The sequence below is a fragment of the Synechococcus sp. PCC 6312 genome (assembly GCF_000316685.1).
Taxonomy (GTDB): Bacteria; Cyanobacteriota; Cyanobacteriia; order Thermosynechococcales; family Thermosynechococcaceae; genus Pseudocalidococcus.
Window position 1 is genome coordinate 1,695,793 of the sequence record NC_019680.1, and the last position, 17,436, is coordinate 1,713,228.

Below are 17,436 nucleotides of genomic sequence, written 5' to 3' on the forward strand. Positions count from 1 at the left end.
ATGGATGTACTCGCTCATTTCTCAAGGGTACGCCCCTTTCTTGAATGCCCGAAGGGCTATAGGGGCGGGGAATCTACCCAAAGAGATTGAATCGGGAAAAACCTTTGTCTACTGGGCGGATCAGTGTCATCTCGTTTCAGGGGATATTTGTGGATATGCTTGGGGTAAAACGGATAAAAGAGTACAGGTTCCTATCAAAAATATAAAGGAAAGGCAAACATATTATGGTGCAATTAACTATGTCACAAGTCGCCTAATTGTAAGACCTTATTCCAATGGAAATAGCCAGAATACCATTCAGTTTATCAAAGAGATAAAGACGATTCATCCTAATCAGAAAGTTATTGTGATTTGGGATGGTGCAGCATATCATAGCAGTCATGATTTCCGTAATTATTTACATCAAGTCAATGGAGATAAGCCAGAACAAGAATGGTCTATTTACTGCATCAAATTAGCCCCATACGCACCGGAACAAAATCCGATTGAAGCAGTGTGGTTGCAAGCTAAAAACTTCTTGAGGAATGAGTGAAATTTATTGAAAAAATTTAAGATTACTAAATGGCTGTTTCAAGAGTTTTTAAGTCATTTTGTTCTCCATTCTTATCATCTCAGTATGTATGGTATATTCTCATGAATAATTCATGTTTGCTATACTTCTTAGAAATCATTGGAATTCTTTGGGTCAATTTTTGAACTGTTGATCCTAAATTGAGAGATAAATCTTAAAACGATGCGAAAGTCGCTTGTAAGACCATATCGTTGTAGTCTCTATCACCGCCTCCGAAAATATCTTCAAAGCCCCAGAGAGTGTTACCCAACCGCCGGACATGGGCCACTCCATCAGGATTTGCTGCCTCAAAAGAGAAGAAGGTGTGAATAGAGCCAGTAGAGGCATTACTGGGATTAGTCCCTAAAAACTGGTCCAGGCTGCCATTGGTAATTAGTGCCATCCCATAGAGAGCACCACTGGGGAGGACAACGGATTGTCCTTGACTGGTAAAAATGGTGGGCACAGTGGGTAATAGCTTGCCTGTCAGGGGGTCTTGAATCCGTTCCATCACAGCTTGGGTATAGCTTGTATCTCCCGGTTTGAGATCAATGACTCCATCGCCAGTAGTATCTAGCCCCCCTGTTAAACTATCCACTTGAAATAAAGCCAAGGTATTGTTGTAAGCTCCGCCCCGAGCCAGTTCAAAACGAGCGGTGATAGTTTGTCCTGCTTGTCCAGGAGTGACCAGAACCGGTGTGCCTACCTCAAATTGGGTGTTTGACCAGCGGAGCTCAAAATAGCCCCGACTATCGGCTTCAGCCTCAAAAGCGGGGTCACTAGTAGAGAGTTGAGTTTGCCCATTTTGGCTCAGGAACATCCCATAATATTGATTACCTATGAGGTTCGTTGCTTGAAACGCGCCATTGGTCTGAAACTCGGATTGAACAAGGAGTTGAGGGTCTTGTAATGCGGCTTGGGCAGCGTTGGTGGTCAGGGCATTCAAGTTACTCGCCGAGGCATTTTGGAAAATAGTCTGGTGGCGGGCCTGGGCGGCGGCGGCATATCCGGGGTCGGTGGGCAGTAAATTACCAATTCGCCCCTGAGCATCATCCACCTGAAACACCCCAAACCGATAGGCCCCTTTGGCTGTGACGTTATGGAACTGGAGCGCACTATCACTGGCGGTGGGAATATAGAAAATACCGGCATTAACTTCTACAGGGCCAGGGGTAACTTGACTAGGGGCACTAGTTCCGGCAATCACTCCATTAGCAACCTTATCACTATCGCCGCTCCCGCCATCCAGGAGGTGCAGTTTGAGGGTATCCGTTAGGCCATCATCATCAGTATCCACAAACTCGATACCTGTTTGGCCATTATACAGAAACTCTTCATAGCGACTAGTTTGAGCATTAAATCGATAGTAACTATTGAGATCATGTACTCCAGTAAAGGGTAAGGTTAGGATCGTTTTTTCACCAGGAACAGCTACCTTAAAATTCTGAATCCCAAATGGTAGATAACTCCCCAAATTCAAGCTCTCAGATGGGGCTAAGTTTATCATATCTAAGTTACGCAGTTGAACTTGATTATCAACATCCGTATTAAAGTGCAATGAACGATCTGTAATGGCAGTGGCTTGCTCGTCTGGGAGTGGAGTGATTCCTAAACTCATTTGTTTGAGGCGTGGCCCTAACACGTCGTCATCAATTAAGTTAATTTTGACCTTTGCTTCGGTCTCGCCTGCTGCAAAGTGAACATAACCAACTTGACCGTGATAATGACTCCCTGCATGGGCGGTGCTATTGATAGTGCGATAACGAACAGCAGCAGCTTTGGTTAAGTCTCCACTGCGAGACACGGTAAACACTAGGTTCTGGTGATTTTCACTCATCACTGGACTAGAAACATGAAACTGGGTAGGTTGAGGTTTAGTCTTCGTGGCTGCAGTAGAGGATGCCTGGTTATGATTGGTAACAGTTGCATCTAAGCCACTAAGGGAGAAGAATGTGGCAACATCAGAGCTACTTGAAAGGAGTGGAATTGGACTATTAGTGACTGGGGCATTAAAGCTAATGTTGGCTATTGGTATTACAGTATTGATCCACACTTGGGCTGCCCCTGCTTGATACACCGCATAATTCTCGCCACTAATGTATTGATTTCCGTTAGCATTAAAATCGGGGCTGAGGTTAATCCGGTCTGTACTGTCACCATTAATCGTGAGGATATTCGTGTTACTTGATAACTTCAGAATTGTGACGCTGTTGAGGCCGAGTAAGTTACTGCCGTGGTTGCGAATATCCAGAACCTCCAGATCTTGGAGGCGGCTGCCAGGAGCTAAGGTGGTCAAATCCCAGGCCTGGCCGTTGTAGCCGTAGAGAGCTAAGGTATCTGTGCCACTGCCACCATCCACCCGCCGGAAATTTGTATCTTGCACTTGCAGCCAATCGTTACCCACACCACCGAGAAGAACATCATAGCCGCCGTTGCCCAAAAGCGTATCATCCCCAGATTGCCCCAAAAGTACATCCCCGGTTGCTGTCCCCAGAAGCGTGTCATCGCCAATGCTCCCATATTGATTGACACTAGCTGTGAAGTCTCCACCAAATAGGACGTAGCTGAGGTTGTCCCCAGGCGCACCAATGACCAAATCATCAAAGCCATCACCATTGACATCCCCACCCCCACTGAGGGAACTACCGGCTTTGGAGTTTTCCAGGCCTACGATTTGGAAGCCAGCCAAACTGATTAAGGATGTGACCGAAATATTGGCTCCAGTTCCCCCTCCGCCTTGGCTGTAGTCAAAGACCAGATTATTCAGAGAGGTGAAGCCGGCTCCAGGATTTTCAACTAAGATCGTTTGAATTTGTCCCTGACTGACTGTGGCAAGAATTACGCCGGGTTGAGTGCTGGTGCTACTGGTCACAAAAATCTCAAATGTGCCAGAACCCCCATTCAAGTAACCTGAGCCACGAGCAGTTAAAGAAATTGCCCCAATTTTCCCATCCGTGATCGTTCCAGAGGTTATATTAATTGGCTGAAGCTGGCTAAGGTTAATGCTACTGAGTGTCCCTAAGTCACGAGAGCCAAAGACAACATAGGTAATGCCAGCATTATTCCCATAGGTACCGCTGTTATAGTTGGGTGAAGCAATCAAAACATCATCAAACCCATCCCCATTAATATCCCCCGCTTGGGAAAAGGTGGCCTGGGTTAAATCTGCGCCCTTTAATTGCACAGACTGTGAGGCAAATCCAGTTGCGCTACCCAGGAGTAAGTAAGCTGTCCCGACCAGATCCCCTGGAGAACTGGCATAACTGGGAGAGCCTACTACTACATCGGCAAAGCCATCGCCATTGACATCTCCCACCGTAGTCACTTGGGAGCCAAATTCCGGTTGATAAACTAGTCGTTGGGAATGAGAAACAACGAAGTTTCCAGGTACTGTGGCATCAATCCAAACTTGATTGAGTTGATTTTGGAAGGCTGAAATGCCAGGAACACCACCTGCTCTAAAACTTAGTTGAGTTGGCGTATCCCAGTTAACCCCATCAGCGGAAGAAGAGCTATAGACAGTCTCGTTATTGGCCCAAGTCATGTAAAGGCGTTGATTAGACAAAACTGTTGTCGAAATACCATACTCCGTAGAGGCACCGTTGCCAAAAGTTAGATTACTAATCAGCTGAGGGCTACTCCAACTATTTGTACCCTGATTATAGGTAGAGTAGAAAAATCCTTCTTGGCCAGAACCATACCAATAAGCAAAAAGGGTATTGTTGAAAACAGCTACAGTTGGTACATTTGATAAGCCAAAGGTACCCACCCCAGGAATAGGTGCTTGAGCAGACCAGTTTTGCGCGTCAGAGGAGAAGGCGTAATAAAGGTTTGAGTCGCTTCTAAAGCCCTTCCAAACAGCAAAAAGGGTATTATTATATACTGTTAGCGAAAGTCCACTACTTGTTCCAAAGTCAAGGTTTGCTTTGAATTGAGGATTCCAACCAAAGCCAGCGCCACCGTATGTGGAATAGAATAGTCCATCGTCGTTGATACCATACCAAAAGGCAAGAAGGTCGTTATTAAAGACAACTAATGCGGGTGCAGCTTTGGAACTGCCACCAACTTGCTGACGACCAGACCAATTTACACCATCATTCGAAACACTGTACTCAACTTGACCATTGTTGGAAAATGTACCACTGCCATCTGCACTTAACCAGACCGAAAAAAGCCGGCCATTATGCTCAACTGTACTCAGGCCAAAGCCACCATTAAATAGGTACTGAATGTTGCCATTAACACCCGTATCTACTTGGCTAGACCAGGCCAGGCCAGAGGAATTGGGCGTAAAACTATTGGTAGCCCCATTCACCGTACTATTGGCAGTAATTGCTGTACCACTTTCAAGCTGATTGGTAATATCAGTGTTGCCAAAAATAACAAAGGCTGCCCCCAGATTGCCATTGGCATTGCCATTCCCCAGGACTAGATCATCAATTCCATCTCCATTTATATCCCCAGCGGCATTAAGACTGGTGTAAGTATTAGTGTTGAGCTTGTAGAAGTTTCCAAGCGTACCTGCACTATTCCCAAAGCTCACATAGGTGTTGCCATTACTTAAGCCGACAATATCGGCATAGCCATCGGCATTCAAGTCGCCTGCTTTAGTCAACTTAGAAAAAGATTGTTGAGAAAGGAATGAGGATGCACCCCCCAAATTAAAGCTTTGAGCGGCACTTAAACTTGTATTTCCTAATGCTAGAGAAATAATTTGGGAGGAATAGTCCTGAGAAGTAGCGATTAAAGACGCAGTATTATTCCCAGCAACCGCTGATTGAATGGCTGTTACATTGCCATTATCACCCACGGCCCAGAGAACATAGGGTTGGGAATTCAGAGTTGTCATGCCTGGGAGGCCAACAGGAGCAGTATTACTAAACAGTGAGGAATTGGGTTGTAGAACGGGAGTTGTCCAGTTGGAACCATCTGTGGAAGAGGCTGTGTATAGGTTTTGATAATAGTCAACCCAAGAGGCGTAAAGTATCCCATTGACTTCTGTAAAGCTGATGCCACCTGTCTCAATAACGTTGCCAAAGTATTCAAGGTTGGCTCGCTGTTCACCCGACCAGGATGAGGATGCTTCATCCCAAACAGCATAGTGAAATCCATTATTCGTATCTGCATACCAGTAAGCAAAAAGCTGGTTATTATACGAAACTAGATTGGGAATGCTGTTGTAATAGATTGGTGTACCAGGAAATTGAATTTGATCGACCCAATTCTGGCCATCTTGGGAATAGGAATACCAGATGCTCTGATCGCCCTTTTCACCTTTCCATATGGCAAAGAGAGTTGAATTAAATGCAGCAACGCTAACACCACTAGATGTTGCCATGGCTAAATTTGCTTTAGCTTGCTCAGTCCACACCCCAGAACCATAATAAACCGAGTAAAAGAGGCCATCGTTACCACTACCGTACCAATAAGCCCAAATACGACCTTCAAATGACACTAAACCAGGTGTTGTATTGGTCGATCCATAGCTAATAGTGGCCGGTTGAGACCAATTGATACCGTCAGTTGATTCGCTATAGTAGAGGTTCCCAAAACCAGTGTTTTCCCCAACCCAAACGCTAAGTTGTGTATTGCCATCCTCGCGCTCAATAACGCCAATATTGCCATTAACGATAGAGGCTTGAACGGCACTAGTTTGAGTCAGCAGAGCATCAGCCAGGCCATCCCCATTAAAGTCACCAATGGCATGGGCCTGATTCAGGGTTGTTCCCGAGATTGGAGTGATCTGGAGATTGGATGTATTCAGGGATTCATCTAGGACCGTCTGTGTACCACCGCCAAGCACTACCGTTGCAGATTGGTTCGTGAGAGAGAGGAGAGTATCAGCATAGCCATCCCCATTGATATCCCCTAAGTTCGCCACCCCATTGCCGCTGCCTGATTGATCGAGGAAAATCCCTTGGTCATTGGCTAAGTTGGTGAGCTTCAGGTTGCCGTCATTACTGAGCCACTGATGCCCAAAAACCCCATAAAGTTTTCCTCCATAGGGGGCACTCAGCAGTAAATCTTCAATGCCATCCCCATTGATGTCTACCCCTGACGAAACAGCGGCGGCGGCTAGATTTCCAGAAATACCACCATTGAGATTTAGGGCTGCGGTGGTTGCTCCCGGTTGAAAGCTGAAGTATTTGGGACTGCTGCTGGGAAAAATTGAATCTTGCCCAAACAAAATATGCGCTTCACCGGTACTGTAGGTAGCATTGGGAGCACCCACTAATAAATCGTCAATGCCATCCCCATTAACATCCCCCACTAGACTGAGGGTTTTACCGGCCTGGGCAAAGGTATCACTGCCCCCGACCACTAAGTTGGCCTGTTGGGTGAGGACATATTGCTGCTGAAAACTAGAGCCTTGGGCCTGGCCAGACAAAACTAAAGTAATTCCAGTTTCGTTATTACCTGCCGGTGCGCCGACCACCACATCATCAAAGCCATCGCCATTGAGATCACCCCCAGTCCCGACCGCAAAACCCGTCTGCATATCAGTCAGCAACATCGGCGAGCCATCAAGAATGACCCCATTTGTCCCATTCAGTTCCGTTTCCGTGAGATTGTTGGGAACTACACTGCTCCCAAATAGAATATAAGCCCGCCCTGTATTGGCATTTGCCGAGTAGCTATAGCCTCTGCCAGTATTGGCAATCGTGGTTAAGAGTTTGGAGTAGGCCGTGTACTGGGATTTAGTTGCATTTTGATTAAACCCATCTCCTGAAAACTCGACGGTTTGGCGGTAGTGGGGCGCGCCAATGACAATATCAGCATAGCTATCTCCATTGACAGAATTGCTTTTACCTTGAGTGCCTCGGGAGACCGCGACTGAAAACCCCACCTGACTTGTCCAAGTTACAGTCTGAATGTATTGGTCGATGTAGGTTCCTGATGTCCCTTGAAGCAGGAGGTTGCTGCTATTGAGGTTGACCGTTGGCGTATTAAAGAAATTATTACCGCCCAAAACTAAGTAAGCCGCCCCAACCTGTTGTCCGCCATAGCTGGCATAGGGTGCGCCCACAACAATATCGGCAATGCCATCCCCATTAACATCCCCCGTGGCAATCGCAAACCCGGCCTGGCTACCTGTTGTGCCCAGAAGTGTCACTCCAGGGTTATTGATCAGGTCAATGGTGTTATTGGGAGTCAGTGTTGCCCCAGAAAGAATATAAACCTTACCGGCCTGGTTGTTGGCCTGGGATGCGCCAATAATTAAATCTTCAATACCATCCCCGTTGACATCACCGACAGCGAGCACATTGCCTGTTTGCGGATGACTCGAATCACTCCTATCGCCTTTGATCAAGATGCCGTCAGTTGGGGGAGTGGTGGAGAGGGTTTCGGTGGCGAGTAAATCCAAAATGTCATTGCTGCCCGCAGGAAGTACCCAAATCGCTCCCTCTCCAGCATTACCACTGGGCATGGTGACCGCTAAAGCAACTTGATTGTTAAGAAAATTCCCTGCCGCAACGGCTAATCCGGCACTATCTGGCGTGTTTAAGATCACACCACTATCTACTTGGGCAAGGGCCGTGACTTCATTTTCGAGAATGCCGCCAATCGCAACTAGTTCTTGGCCGGCGGTTGTGGCCTGGGCGATTGAACTGACAGGATTAGGAATGACGGTGGTGTTAACGGGAGTTGAAGTTTGTTGGCCTCCGGTGCTACTGACAGTGGTAAATGTAACTTCAACTTCACTACCAAGAGCCAAATTACTTTGGAAGTACAAATCCAGAGTTGTGCCATTGGATATGACGGTGTAGGCAAAGTTGCTACTAGGATTAATTGGGTTGAGGAGTTGCCCATTAGCTACTACTCCAACCAGGCCCTGACTTGTCGCCGTCACATCTCCTACTGTCCAAGCCTGGGTTGCGGCTGCATTTTGAATTTCAATCCCAGTAATCGTCACGCCGGGTGCAACAATGCTGGGATTCAGTACAACTTGAATATGGGTATCAATCACCCCATCAGGACGCAATTGGTTGGGGTTAGTGGAGGTAATATCGACCGCGGGCGAGCGTTCTAAAAGTGGATTTGTGGCCTCAACGGCGGCCTGGGCTGTAAATTGAATTGGGCTACTCCAGGCCTGAGTAGTCGGATCATAAACACTGTAAAAGGTGGCATCTTCGGCAGAGTTGGGATTGTTGTAGCGATTCGCGAAGTGCTCGGTAATTTGCCCCAGGCTATTGAATCCTAAACTACTAACTTGCCCTTGACTATTGAGGCTGCCGGAATTGGTGTTTGGGGTCAGAAGAGTGTTGTAGTAGGCGAATTCATCTAACTGGCCTTGGACGTTATAGCCCAGCACCACAGGTACAGCATTGGGAGCAAAGCGGCTTCCTGTTTGTTGAGCGACTAATTCCCCATTGACATAGAGAGAAGCCACTTGGGTACTCGAGTTATAAGTAGCAGCAACGTAGTACCAGGTATTTGGGTTAAGACTTCCCGAGACAGCATCTCCCCCACCCGCATTAAAGACAATGTTGTTATTGTTTCCAGTGCGAATTGACCAGCCGGTGACTTGGGTAAAGCTGAGAGACTCGGTTTGGGTAGTCGTTGAAGTGTGAGCCACTTCGGCAAAGGGATTTGCAACAAAGGTTGTGCCAAGAATTTGAGTCGCTTCCGGAGGCGCGATCCCTTTTAACTGCTGATCCTCAATATTAAGGTTGAGGAGGGGAACCCCAGATAGAGTAACCTTCGTGCCATCAACCAAGGTCACGACTGTTCCTGGTAGCAGCGTATTCAAATCCAAATTAAAGGGCGAGAGACCAGCCCCAGCATTGGTAACCGTTATCTCGGTGTTAGCCAGAATCGAAACAGCGTAGGCATAGCCCCAGACTCCATTTTGTTGCGTGGGGGCCTTGACGATTGTGAGGGGGATGGTTGCCGTGGGCAAAATAGCATCAGGGTTGTAAACCCCTTGATCCACAAGACTTTGACCGGAATTGAAGTTATCTAGGTTCACCCAAAACTCAACACTAAAATCCCCTAACGAAGACTGACTATCAACTCCAGGCATTAACACATAACCATTGCCGTTGAGGCCGATGCTGGTGTTAGGATCACCACCGCCATTGGCCGCAATTAAGGCCCCTGGTTGGCCAAAGTTGGCTGATCCCACATAGGCCGCATTCCCTGTTACTCCTCCACTGGCCAAATTCAGAGAAACAGTTGCTCCCAGGGGGTCGTCAAAGCGGTAGTAAATATCAGGGCTGTCTTGGAGTACTGAGTAGGCATAGGCAGGGGCTGTTGTATCACTCCAAAAAATGGCGGGATTGCCTTGAAATTCCCCTACTTCGAGACTGGCAATCGCAGATCCGCTGGCATCACCAACATTGGGAATAACAGTGGGTGTTGACCAGGCCTGGCTTTGTCCGTTCCAAATGGTTGTGTAAAGGCTCTGAGAGGTATCACCGGTTGCTGGATCAGGTAGGGCTGTATTCACCCATGTAGCAATCAATTCTCCTGAGGTTGTCCCGGCTCCCAAGGTCACTTTGGTATCTGTACCCACATTGGCAGCCAATAATTGCGGCGAACTCCAGGCCTGGCCACTCGGAGCAATTGAGTAGTAGATGTCTGTAGCCAATAGGGCATCTGTAATCTCATCGCCGCTACTGTTGGGATTGAGATCACTGGCATCAGCATGGGCCCAGACCAACACTCGCACGGGATTGCCCAATTGATCCAAGTAATAGCCAATGGCCGGGTCAAAGTTAAAGCCACGACTCCCCTGGCCTGGGACAGGTTCCGGCGCACTCCAATCGGTTCCCGAAAGGACAGCGGTTTGCAGACGGGTGATGACAGCTTTGTTTTTGCTTTGATTCGTCAGGGGGGTAATATTGTCAATCCCATCCGCCACCCAGGCCATGGTCGTGGCTGTTTGGAGAGTTTGATTAACAGGATAGGTAATCGAACTAATACTGGGGGGGCCGTCATTGACGAGATTAATTAGTTCTGTGGCAATGGGTTGGGCGGTTGCCGTTGCGCCTGTTCCGCCGCCGCCATTCTGACTGAAATCGAGGCTAATACCACTGGACTTGTATCCCTGCCCACCGTTGAGAATCGTAATGTCAGTAATTTCCCCCTGAGTCACGCTAACAGATAGCAAAGCTGCTTCGGTACTCTCTCCTTTGGGCGTTATAACAAAGTAACCCGATTTTCCGCCTAAGTAGTTCGTTCCTTTTTGGGTGATGTTGGCCTGGGTAATTTGTCCATTAGCATCTAATGTTACAGTAGCCGCTGCCCCAGTCCCGCCACTCAGGCCAAAGTCCAAATTTAGGGGCCGATTGCTATATCCACTCCCTTGATCTACGACCGTTACGTTGGTGATTGTGCCTTGGCTGACATAGACAGTCATTAAGGCATCATCGTTTGTACTACTCCCTGGTACATAGGTTTGAAAACTCCCACTCAGCCCATTGAGATAGCTGGAGCCACCTGTAGCTAGGTTGATATAGCCAATTTGGGCAGTTGTGGTTGTCGTAATTCCCCCACTCGTGGTTCCAGATGCCTGTTGACTGATGGATTGCGAGAGGGGAGTTTGGTAGTGGTTGGCCCGGCCTGTGTAGGGGTTGTAGCCAACCGTTACTGTTCCTGGATTGGTGTCAGTGGTCTGACTGTTATTAGCGGCAGTGGCTAGAGATTGAGTACCGGCATCGCTAGAATCGGGGGTGTTGACGAGTGTACCACTGATACCCCAGTTGTAACTCCAGGTAAAGAACCCTGCTTGCAGATTGGCATTAATCCCGGCTTGTCAAGGAATTGTAAATGCCAGGTCAGGTTCTACTTCTAGCTCAAAGGTTAATCCCGCACTGGCTTGGGCCTGGGCCGTAAAAGTTTGATTAAGAATCCCTCAGGTTCCAGATAGCTTAACCGTCAGGGGCAGCCCAAACCCAAAGCCAAACTTCCCATAGTCACTTTCTGTGGGCCAAGGCCAGGGGGGCATAGTGATATCCCAGGCCGAGATAATAATTGGAGCAGATGTTCCAAGACCAACTAGGGTTTGAACAATCGAGCCAGCTGCCCCAGCCGTCCCTTCATTTTTATCGTTAGCTGCGGGATATAGAAATGAAACGGCTGTGCCAAACTCACCAATACCCGTTAACCAACCTGGCTGATTCAAAATAAATGGAGCTTTCGTGCCAGCATTAGGTTGAGTGAACGTATAGCCTACTTCTAAGCCGAAGTCAAAGTCTGCTTCTGCCCGAAACTGCCCAATGCTGAAAGTCTTTGTGCCCAGATTCAGTTTATATTGCTTAAACAGTTGTAAACCAAGCTCAAACGACCGTTGCAGACCCACGAGAGTTCCGGTGCTTGGACTATAATTAACCTGTCCCCCTGAATCGATTTGAACTGCATTAACCCCCCATCCGCCAATGGAAAATAAGCTACCACTGCGAACACTAGATGAAGGCGAGACTCCACTGGCAGCAGCTTTAATGCCATCTGATTTGGTGTAGTCGGAAATATCCAGAGCTAATTTTGCTTTCAGGGCCTGGTGATTACCAGTCATGCCCAGATTCCCTGTTAATTGCAGGCCAAGATTACTGGTATCACTCATCCACGGCACACCAATCCGGCCATCCACATTTTTATTTGGCGCACCGAAGTTAAGGTTAAAACCCCGTGTTACCCCGGCCGGGAAAGAGTTTTCGACAATGGGCTGACTTGGTTGGGATGGAGAACCGCCCGGTGTTATGCCTTGGGCCCCAGGCCCCAATGGATAATAGGTGGCTGTGTTGCCTGGATTCTCATTGAAGGTTAGGTTAACACTTTGCCCGTTAAAAATCTGGAGACTGGGCTGCCCCTGATTCAGGTTGACGGAAAGATAGGTATGGTAAAGATCGGTGTCATCCCGATTGGATTGAGCCGCATCTAGTCCCATTTGGGCAGGATTGATCGTGTACTGTGGGTCACGGGGATCAATCACCAGAGATTTCTGATAGACCACATCCAGGAGTCCATCCTGAAGTAAAGCCGCATCGATGTTCTGATCTGCTACCCCGTCATGGGTTAATTGAACCGCATCTGACCACTCCAACTTGCCTGTGGCATTGTAGCGCCCCACAGCAGCATAGACTTCCTTAGAGTTGCCAAGCCCTTGCTCCCAAAACGCAACCAGGCCTGGGGCGTATTCAATGTTTCCGCCTTCTAGGTAAGGGTAAAGGTCTCCGGCAATCAGCTTTAGGTTGGAGCCGCCCAGGGCGTTACTGATGGGGCTGGCCTGATCCCATGTCCCTGAATTTTTGTCATAGATGGCATGGATTAACTGCCCGTTATTTTCCCAAACAATATGTTCGATACCTGCCACATCTACCGCAGTTGCTGCGAAGGAAGCGTAGGGATTCATGGGAACAATAAACCTTGATTGAAAAAACCTTTATTTTTTTTTAGCACATCCCCTGCAAAACAAAGGTAGCTATGGAAACATAAATTGCGAGCGAGGAAATTCATCTGAACATAGACCTAATATCTGCAAATTTTGCTGAGGGTAAAATGGAATAGTATTTTATTTGTTCTCCCCTATCGCCAGTCATTATGAGCCAGAGTCTTGAAATTACCGGAAAACTGACATCTACTTGGTTTGTCCAGGAGGGCTTTGCTGCGATCTTTTCCGTTCAATCTCAGCATTCAAGACAACAGCCCCTCTTTATCATGCCTCAAGGCTCAATCATTTTTGGCTTGCCCGTGTGTGAGGAATTATGCGTCCGGGCCAGAGCCATTGGTAGCAGCAGGGTTACTCCCATAAATTTTGCCGAAGCAGATCCGTCTCTGGGAATTTTGCCAAAGCCGAGGCAGCAGTGGTTGGAAGTTCTCGCCCAGCAAATGTATGTTCGTCCAGAACTTGTCCACCCTCATCCTTCCGGTTATGCCTTTGCACCCCAATTACCAATTGAACTAGGGCCTGGAGAGGTTTTCCGGCTTCCCCTAGAATCCTGTTATTGGGTTATGGTGCTGGCTGGGGAGGTATATTTTCAAGGCAATGTTCAAATCCCGGCCGGGAGCCTCTTCCCCCTCACTATGTACTCTTGGGTGTTAGCCAAAACAGCAGCAACCTTGACTTTGGAACCTTTTTTAGAATATCCACATCAACTGACTAGCCCTCAAATGACGGGTTGGCATTGGTTTGGGGAACAATACCTGGCCTGGTTAATTGCTGCTGTTCAAGCCCAGACGGTTCAGGAGTTTGCCAAAATCGCAACTTACGAAACCAACCATCGCCAAACCCTGGAGAATGCTTATGGTCAATTTGACAATGTTTTAGTTAAACGAACCTTAGGTAGCTCCCAGGCCAATCCCCTTAATGTGGCATTACATCGGTTAGGGAAAATTGCTGGTTTAGAGTTTTCAGGGAATCTTAAACTAGATACGTTCAACCTCAGCTTATCTGACCAGATTCAAGCTATTGCCCGTGCTTCCCGAATTCGAGTCCGACGGGTGCAGTTAGTGGGGCAGTGGTGGCGACAGGATTCCGGAGTAATGTTGGGGGTTATGGCCGAAACAGGAATTCCGATTGTCCTCACTCCCCAAAATAATCATTCCTATACAGTATTTAATTCCGCAACTCAACTTACCTTACCTATCCTTGACTTTAAACCCAGTCAACTCGAACCTTCTGCTTATGTTTTCACCCGTCCTTTAGCACGGCGACTTCAAGGGGCTTGGAACTTGGTCAGGTTTGCCCTACATCGGCGGTGGCATCTATTGGGGCTGGTGTTGCTAATAGCTTTGGTGATGCAAGTACTTTTAGTCATCATCCCCGCCCAGCTTTATCACATTTTGATCGACCAGGCCATTCCCGCAGCCAATTACACACTTTTGACTCAACTGGGAATCGGCCTCTTTGCTTCTGTAATTGCCGTGGCCTTCTTTCAGTTTTTGCAAGGAATGATCATCCTACAAGTGGAAACATGGGCAGAATTTGACACCCAAGCCGCCGTCTGGGATCGGGTCTTGGAGTTACCTGCTAACTTTTTTCGCAATTATTCAACTGGGGGACTCACAAACCGTATCTTTAGTGTCACCGAAATGCGTAAGCTCCTGACTGGCTCAACTTTACAAGCGGTGATTACCGGATTAGTTTCCTTAGGGAACTTGGGGATGATGTTTTATCTCGACTCAACCCTGACCTGGATCGCCATTGGTTTAATGACTGTCATTGTTCTGGTGACCTTTCTCCATGCTTGGTTTATTCTCAATATCTACGAAAAAATGCGGCAATTGACAGGTAATCTCTATGGCATGGTAGTGCAACTGATGACAGCAGCAAAGACATTACAGGTCACGGGTGCTGTGCCGCGGGCATTCTTGAATTGGAGCAGCCTTTATAGTCAACAGCAACAATTAACCTTGGCCAGCCAAACTTGGGGAGATAGCCTGCAATTGTTTAATCAGGGGGCAACTCTCACCAGTACGGCGATTCTTTTTGGGGTGATTGGCTTTACAGTCGAAAGCGGTGAATTGTCCACGGGGAACTTTGTTGGTTTTAATACGCTTTATACTAATTTTTTCCAAAACGCGACTCATTTTGCTTATGCGTTGATTGGGCTGTTGCCTGTGGTCAGTTTGTGGCGACAAGTGGAACCGATCTTACAAACGCCCTTGGAAGTCAGTCCTCAGAGTTATGATCCTGGCCAACTTCAGGGTGCAGTTCAAGTTGTACAGGTCTGTTATCGCTATCAGCCTGATGCTCCATTAACACTGAATCAAATTAACTTGGAAGCTCGGCCGGGAGAATTTATAGCCCTAGTCGGCCCCTCTGGGTCAGGAAAATCTACTCTATTTCGCTTACTCCTCGGCTTTGATCAACCGGAAACGGGAGGTATTTTCTATGACGGTCAAGAACTGAGCCAGTTAGATTTACCCTTAGTTCGCCGCCAAATTGGCCTTGTACTTCAACACTCCCGTCTTTTACCAGGTTCGATTTTTGAAAATATTGCCTGTGGGGAAACAATTAGTCGTGACCAGGCCTGGGAGGTCTTGGAGCAAGCCAATTTAGCCAAGGAAGTGAGCGAGTTACCAATGCAACTTGAAACCCGAATTAGTGAAGGCGGTGGAAATTTTTCAGGGGGACAGATTCAACGGCTTTTAATTGCGCGAGCATTAGCCCACAACCCGAAAATTCTCCTGTTTGATGAAGCGACAAGCGCCCTTGATAACCAGACTCAGGCCTTGATTACGGCAACGCTTAACCAACTCCAAATAACACGGATTATTGTTGCCCATCGCCTCAGTACCATTCGCCAAGCCCAGCGCATTTACGTCCTAGAGCAGGGGCAAATTCTTCAAGTCGGGACATTTGAGGAGTTAGTCTCTCAGCCAGGCCTATTTGCCAACTTAGCCCGCCGTCAACTTGTTTAAGCTTAATTATCCTAGGTTTTAGTTCTCAACACTCTTTATACTCTCTATGTCATCAGAAGCCCCACCTTCCAAGCTCACCTTCCGAGCCAAAGCCTTAGAAAACCTCTCTAGCTCAGATCTATTCCGTCAACGCTTAAATGTTTATCACCTCACCCCTTGGTTTGCCCTGTCTGTTCTGGGAACAATGGTGTTGGGGCTGCTGGCCTGGGGGATATTTGGGCGGATTCCTGTAACCGTGGATGGCCAAGGAATTATTCTCCGACCTCGCGAAGAGCGCGGTAAACCTCCGGAAATTAGCTTTTTTGCTGCATCGGGGGAGGGACGCATTTCCCAAATTCTTGTCCAAGAGGGAGATGCAGTGAGTTCCGGGGAGTTGCTGGGAGAAATTGAACAACCTGACCTAGCCTTTCAATTAGAAAATAAGCAACGGGAGCTGCAAGAATTAGTCAATCAGCAGAAATCCCTCAGGGGCCTGGAACAGGAATCCACAAGCCTCAGCGAGCGGGCAATTCTCATTAAAAAAGAAACAACCCAAGCCGAAATTGAATCCCTCCGAGAGCGAGCTACTTTTATCAAAACCCGCAAGCTCACGTCATTATCTGTTCAACAACAGGGATTAAGACAACAACAACAACGGATGCAAGCACTGGCTCAGTTACAAGAAAACAAAGTCTTACAGACGGAACCGTTGGTTAAGGAAGGGGCAATCTCTCAATCAGCGTTTATTCAAATTAAAGAAGAAGCTATTCGCACTGAAAATAATGTCTCAGAAATCACTTCCAATTTAGAACGGGTTAATGTCGAAATTGTCACAGCCAATGAAGAATACGACAGCACCCAAGAGCGAATTGCCAATCTCAAGGCCCAACTGGATGAATTGGACGGACAACTCATCAATGTAGATTTACAAGATCAAACCCGAACTACAGAACGCACGCTTAAAATTCAGTCTATTAAAGGAGAACTCCAAGTCCTCCAGGCCACCTTCCGGCAACGCAGTCAAATCCGTAGCCCCCACACTGGCACAATTTTGGATATGTTTGCTTCAGTCGGTCAAATCGTCCAAGTGGGAACTCCGATTGGTCAAATTCAAGTAGCTGGCACCCAAGGCCCTTCCTTAACAGCATTGCTCTACTTCACACCTGGAGACGGTAAACGAATTACTCCCAACATGAAGGTCTCTGTCACGCCTGACACTGTGAAACGGGAAGAATATGGCGGTATTCAAGGACAAGTCTTATCGGTTTCTCCCTATCCTGTTAGCGAACTCTCAGCTCAGGAATTTACAGGCGACAAAACCCTAGCCGAGGCTCTCACGGACAAGGGGCGAAAAATTGAGGTTTTTGTGGCCCTAGAAACTGACCCCAACACGAAAAGTGGCTATCGCTGGACTGCTTCTCAAGGGCCTAACTTCAAAATTACCTCTGGCTCTATTGCCACAGCCGCCGTCACCTTAGAGGAAAACTCCCCAATTAGTTACGTTTTGCCAATTTTGCGCCAGTGGACAGGACTGTACTAAC

At 47.6% G+C, this 17,436-nt stretch carries 5 protein-coding genes; 3 read left to right on the forward strand and 2 right to left on the reverse strand.

Annotation, left to right across the window (positions count from 1 at the left end; translation table 11 throughout):
- Positions 1–4: 4 nt before the first annotated feature.
- The gene (locus tag SYN6312_RS08260) at positions 5–532 is read left to right on the forward strand and encodes a transposase (RefSeq protein WP_051020985.1); all 528 of its coding nucleotides are present in this window, start codon (positions 5–7) and stop codon (positions 530–532) included.
- A gap of 193 nt (positions 533–725) precedes the next feature.
- Here the strand turns inward: SYN6312_RS08260 and SYN6312_RS08265 are convergent, their stop codons facing one another.
- A complete protein-coding gene (locus tag SYN6312_RS08265) occupies positions 726–10,913 on the reverse strand; it encodes an FG-GAP-like repeat-containing protein (protein WP_041430744.1) in 10,188 nt (3,395 codons plus the stop codon).
- A 495-nt stretch (positions 10,914–11,408) separates the two neighbouring features.
- Positions 11,409–12,905: a hypothetical protein gene (locus tag SYN6312_RS08270; RefSeq protein ID WP_041430745.1), complete on the reverse strand. Its 1,497-nt coding sequence runs from the start codon at positions 12,903–12,905 to the stop codon at positions 11,409–11,411.
- 188 nt (positions 12,906–13,093) lie between these two features.
- Here SYN6312_RS08270 and SYN6312_RS08275 point away from each other — a divergent pair, with 188 nt between their 5' ends.
- Together SYN6312_RS08275 and SYN6312_RS08280 are read left to right on the forward strand one after the other, a co-directional pair.
- Positions 13,094–15,916, forward strand: a complete 2,823-nt coding sequence (locus SYN6312_RS08275) for an NHLP bacteriocin export ABC transporter permease/ATPase subunit (protein ID WP_015124411.1) — start codon at positions 13,094–13,096, stop codon at positions 15,914–15,916.
- Between the two features lie 46 nt (positions 15,917–15,962).
- Positions 15,963–17,435, forward strand: coding sequence for an NHLP bacteriocin system secretion protein (locus SYN6312_RS08280; RefSeq protein ID WP_015124412.1), 1,473 nt, complete (start codon positions 15,963–15,965; stop codon positions 17,433–17,435).
- Position 17,436 lies beyond the last annotated feature (1 nt).

Excerpts from the sequence above, each read along its gene's own strand:
- SYN6312_RS08260 (WP_051020985.1), top strand. The coding sequence starts at position 5 with ATGTACTCGCTCATTTCTCAAGGGTACGCCCCTTTCTTGAATGCCCGA.
- SYN6312_RS08265 (WP_041430744.1), bottom strand. The coding sequence starts at position 10,913 with ATGACTGTCTATGTCAGCCAAGGCACAATCACCAACGTAACGGTCGTA.
- SYN6312_RS08270 (WP_041430745.1), bottom strand. The coding sequence starts at position 12,905 with ATGAATCCCTACGCTTCCTTCGCAGCAACTGCGGTAGATGTGGCAGGT.
- SYN6312_RS08275 (WP_015124411.1), top strand. The coding sequence starts at position 13,094 with ATGAGCCAGAGTCTTGAAATTACCGGAAAACTGACATCTACTTGGTTT.
- SYN6312_RS08280 (WP_015124412.1), top strand. The coding sequence starts at position 15,963 with ATGTCATCAGAAGCCCCACCTTCCAAGCTCACCTTCCGAGCCAAAGCC.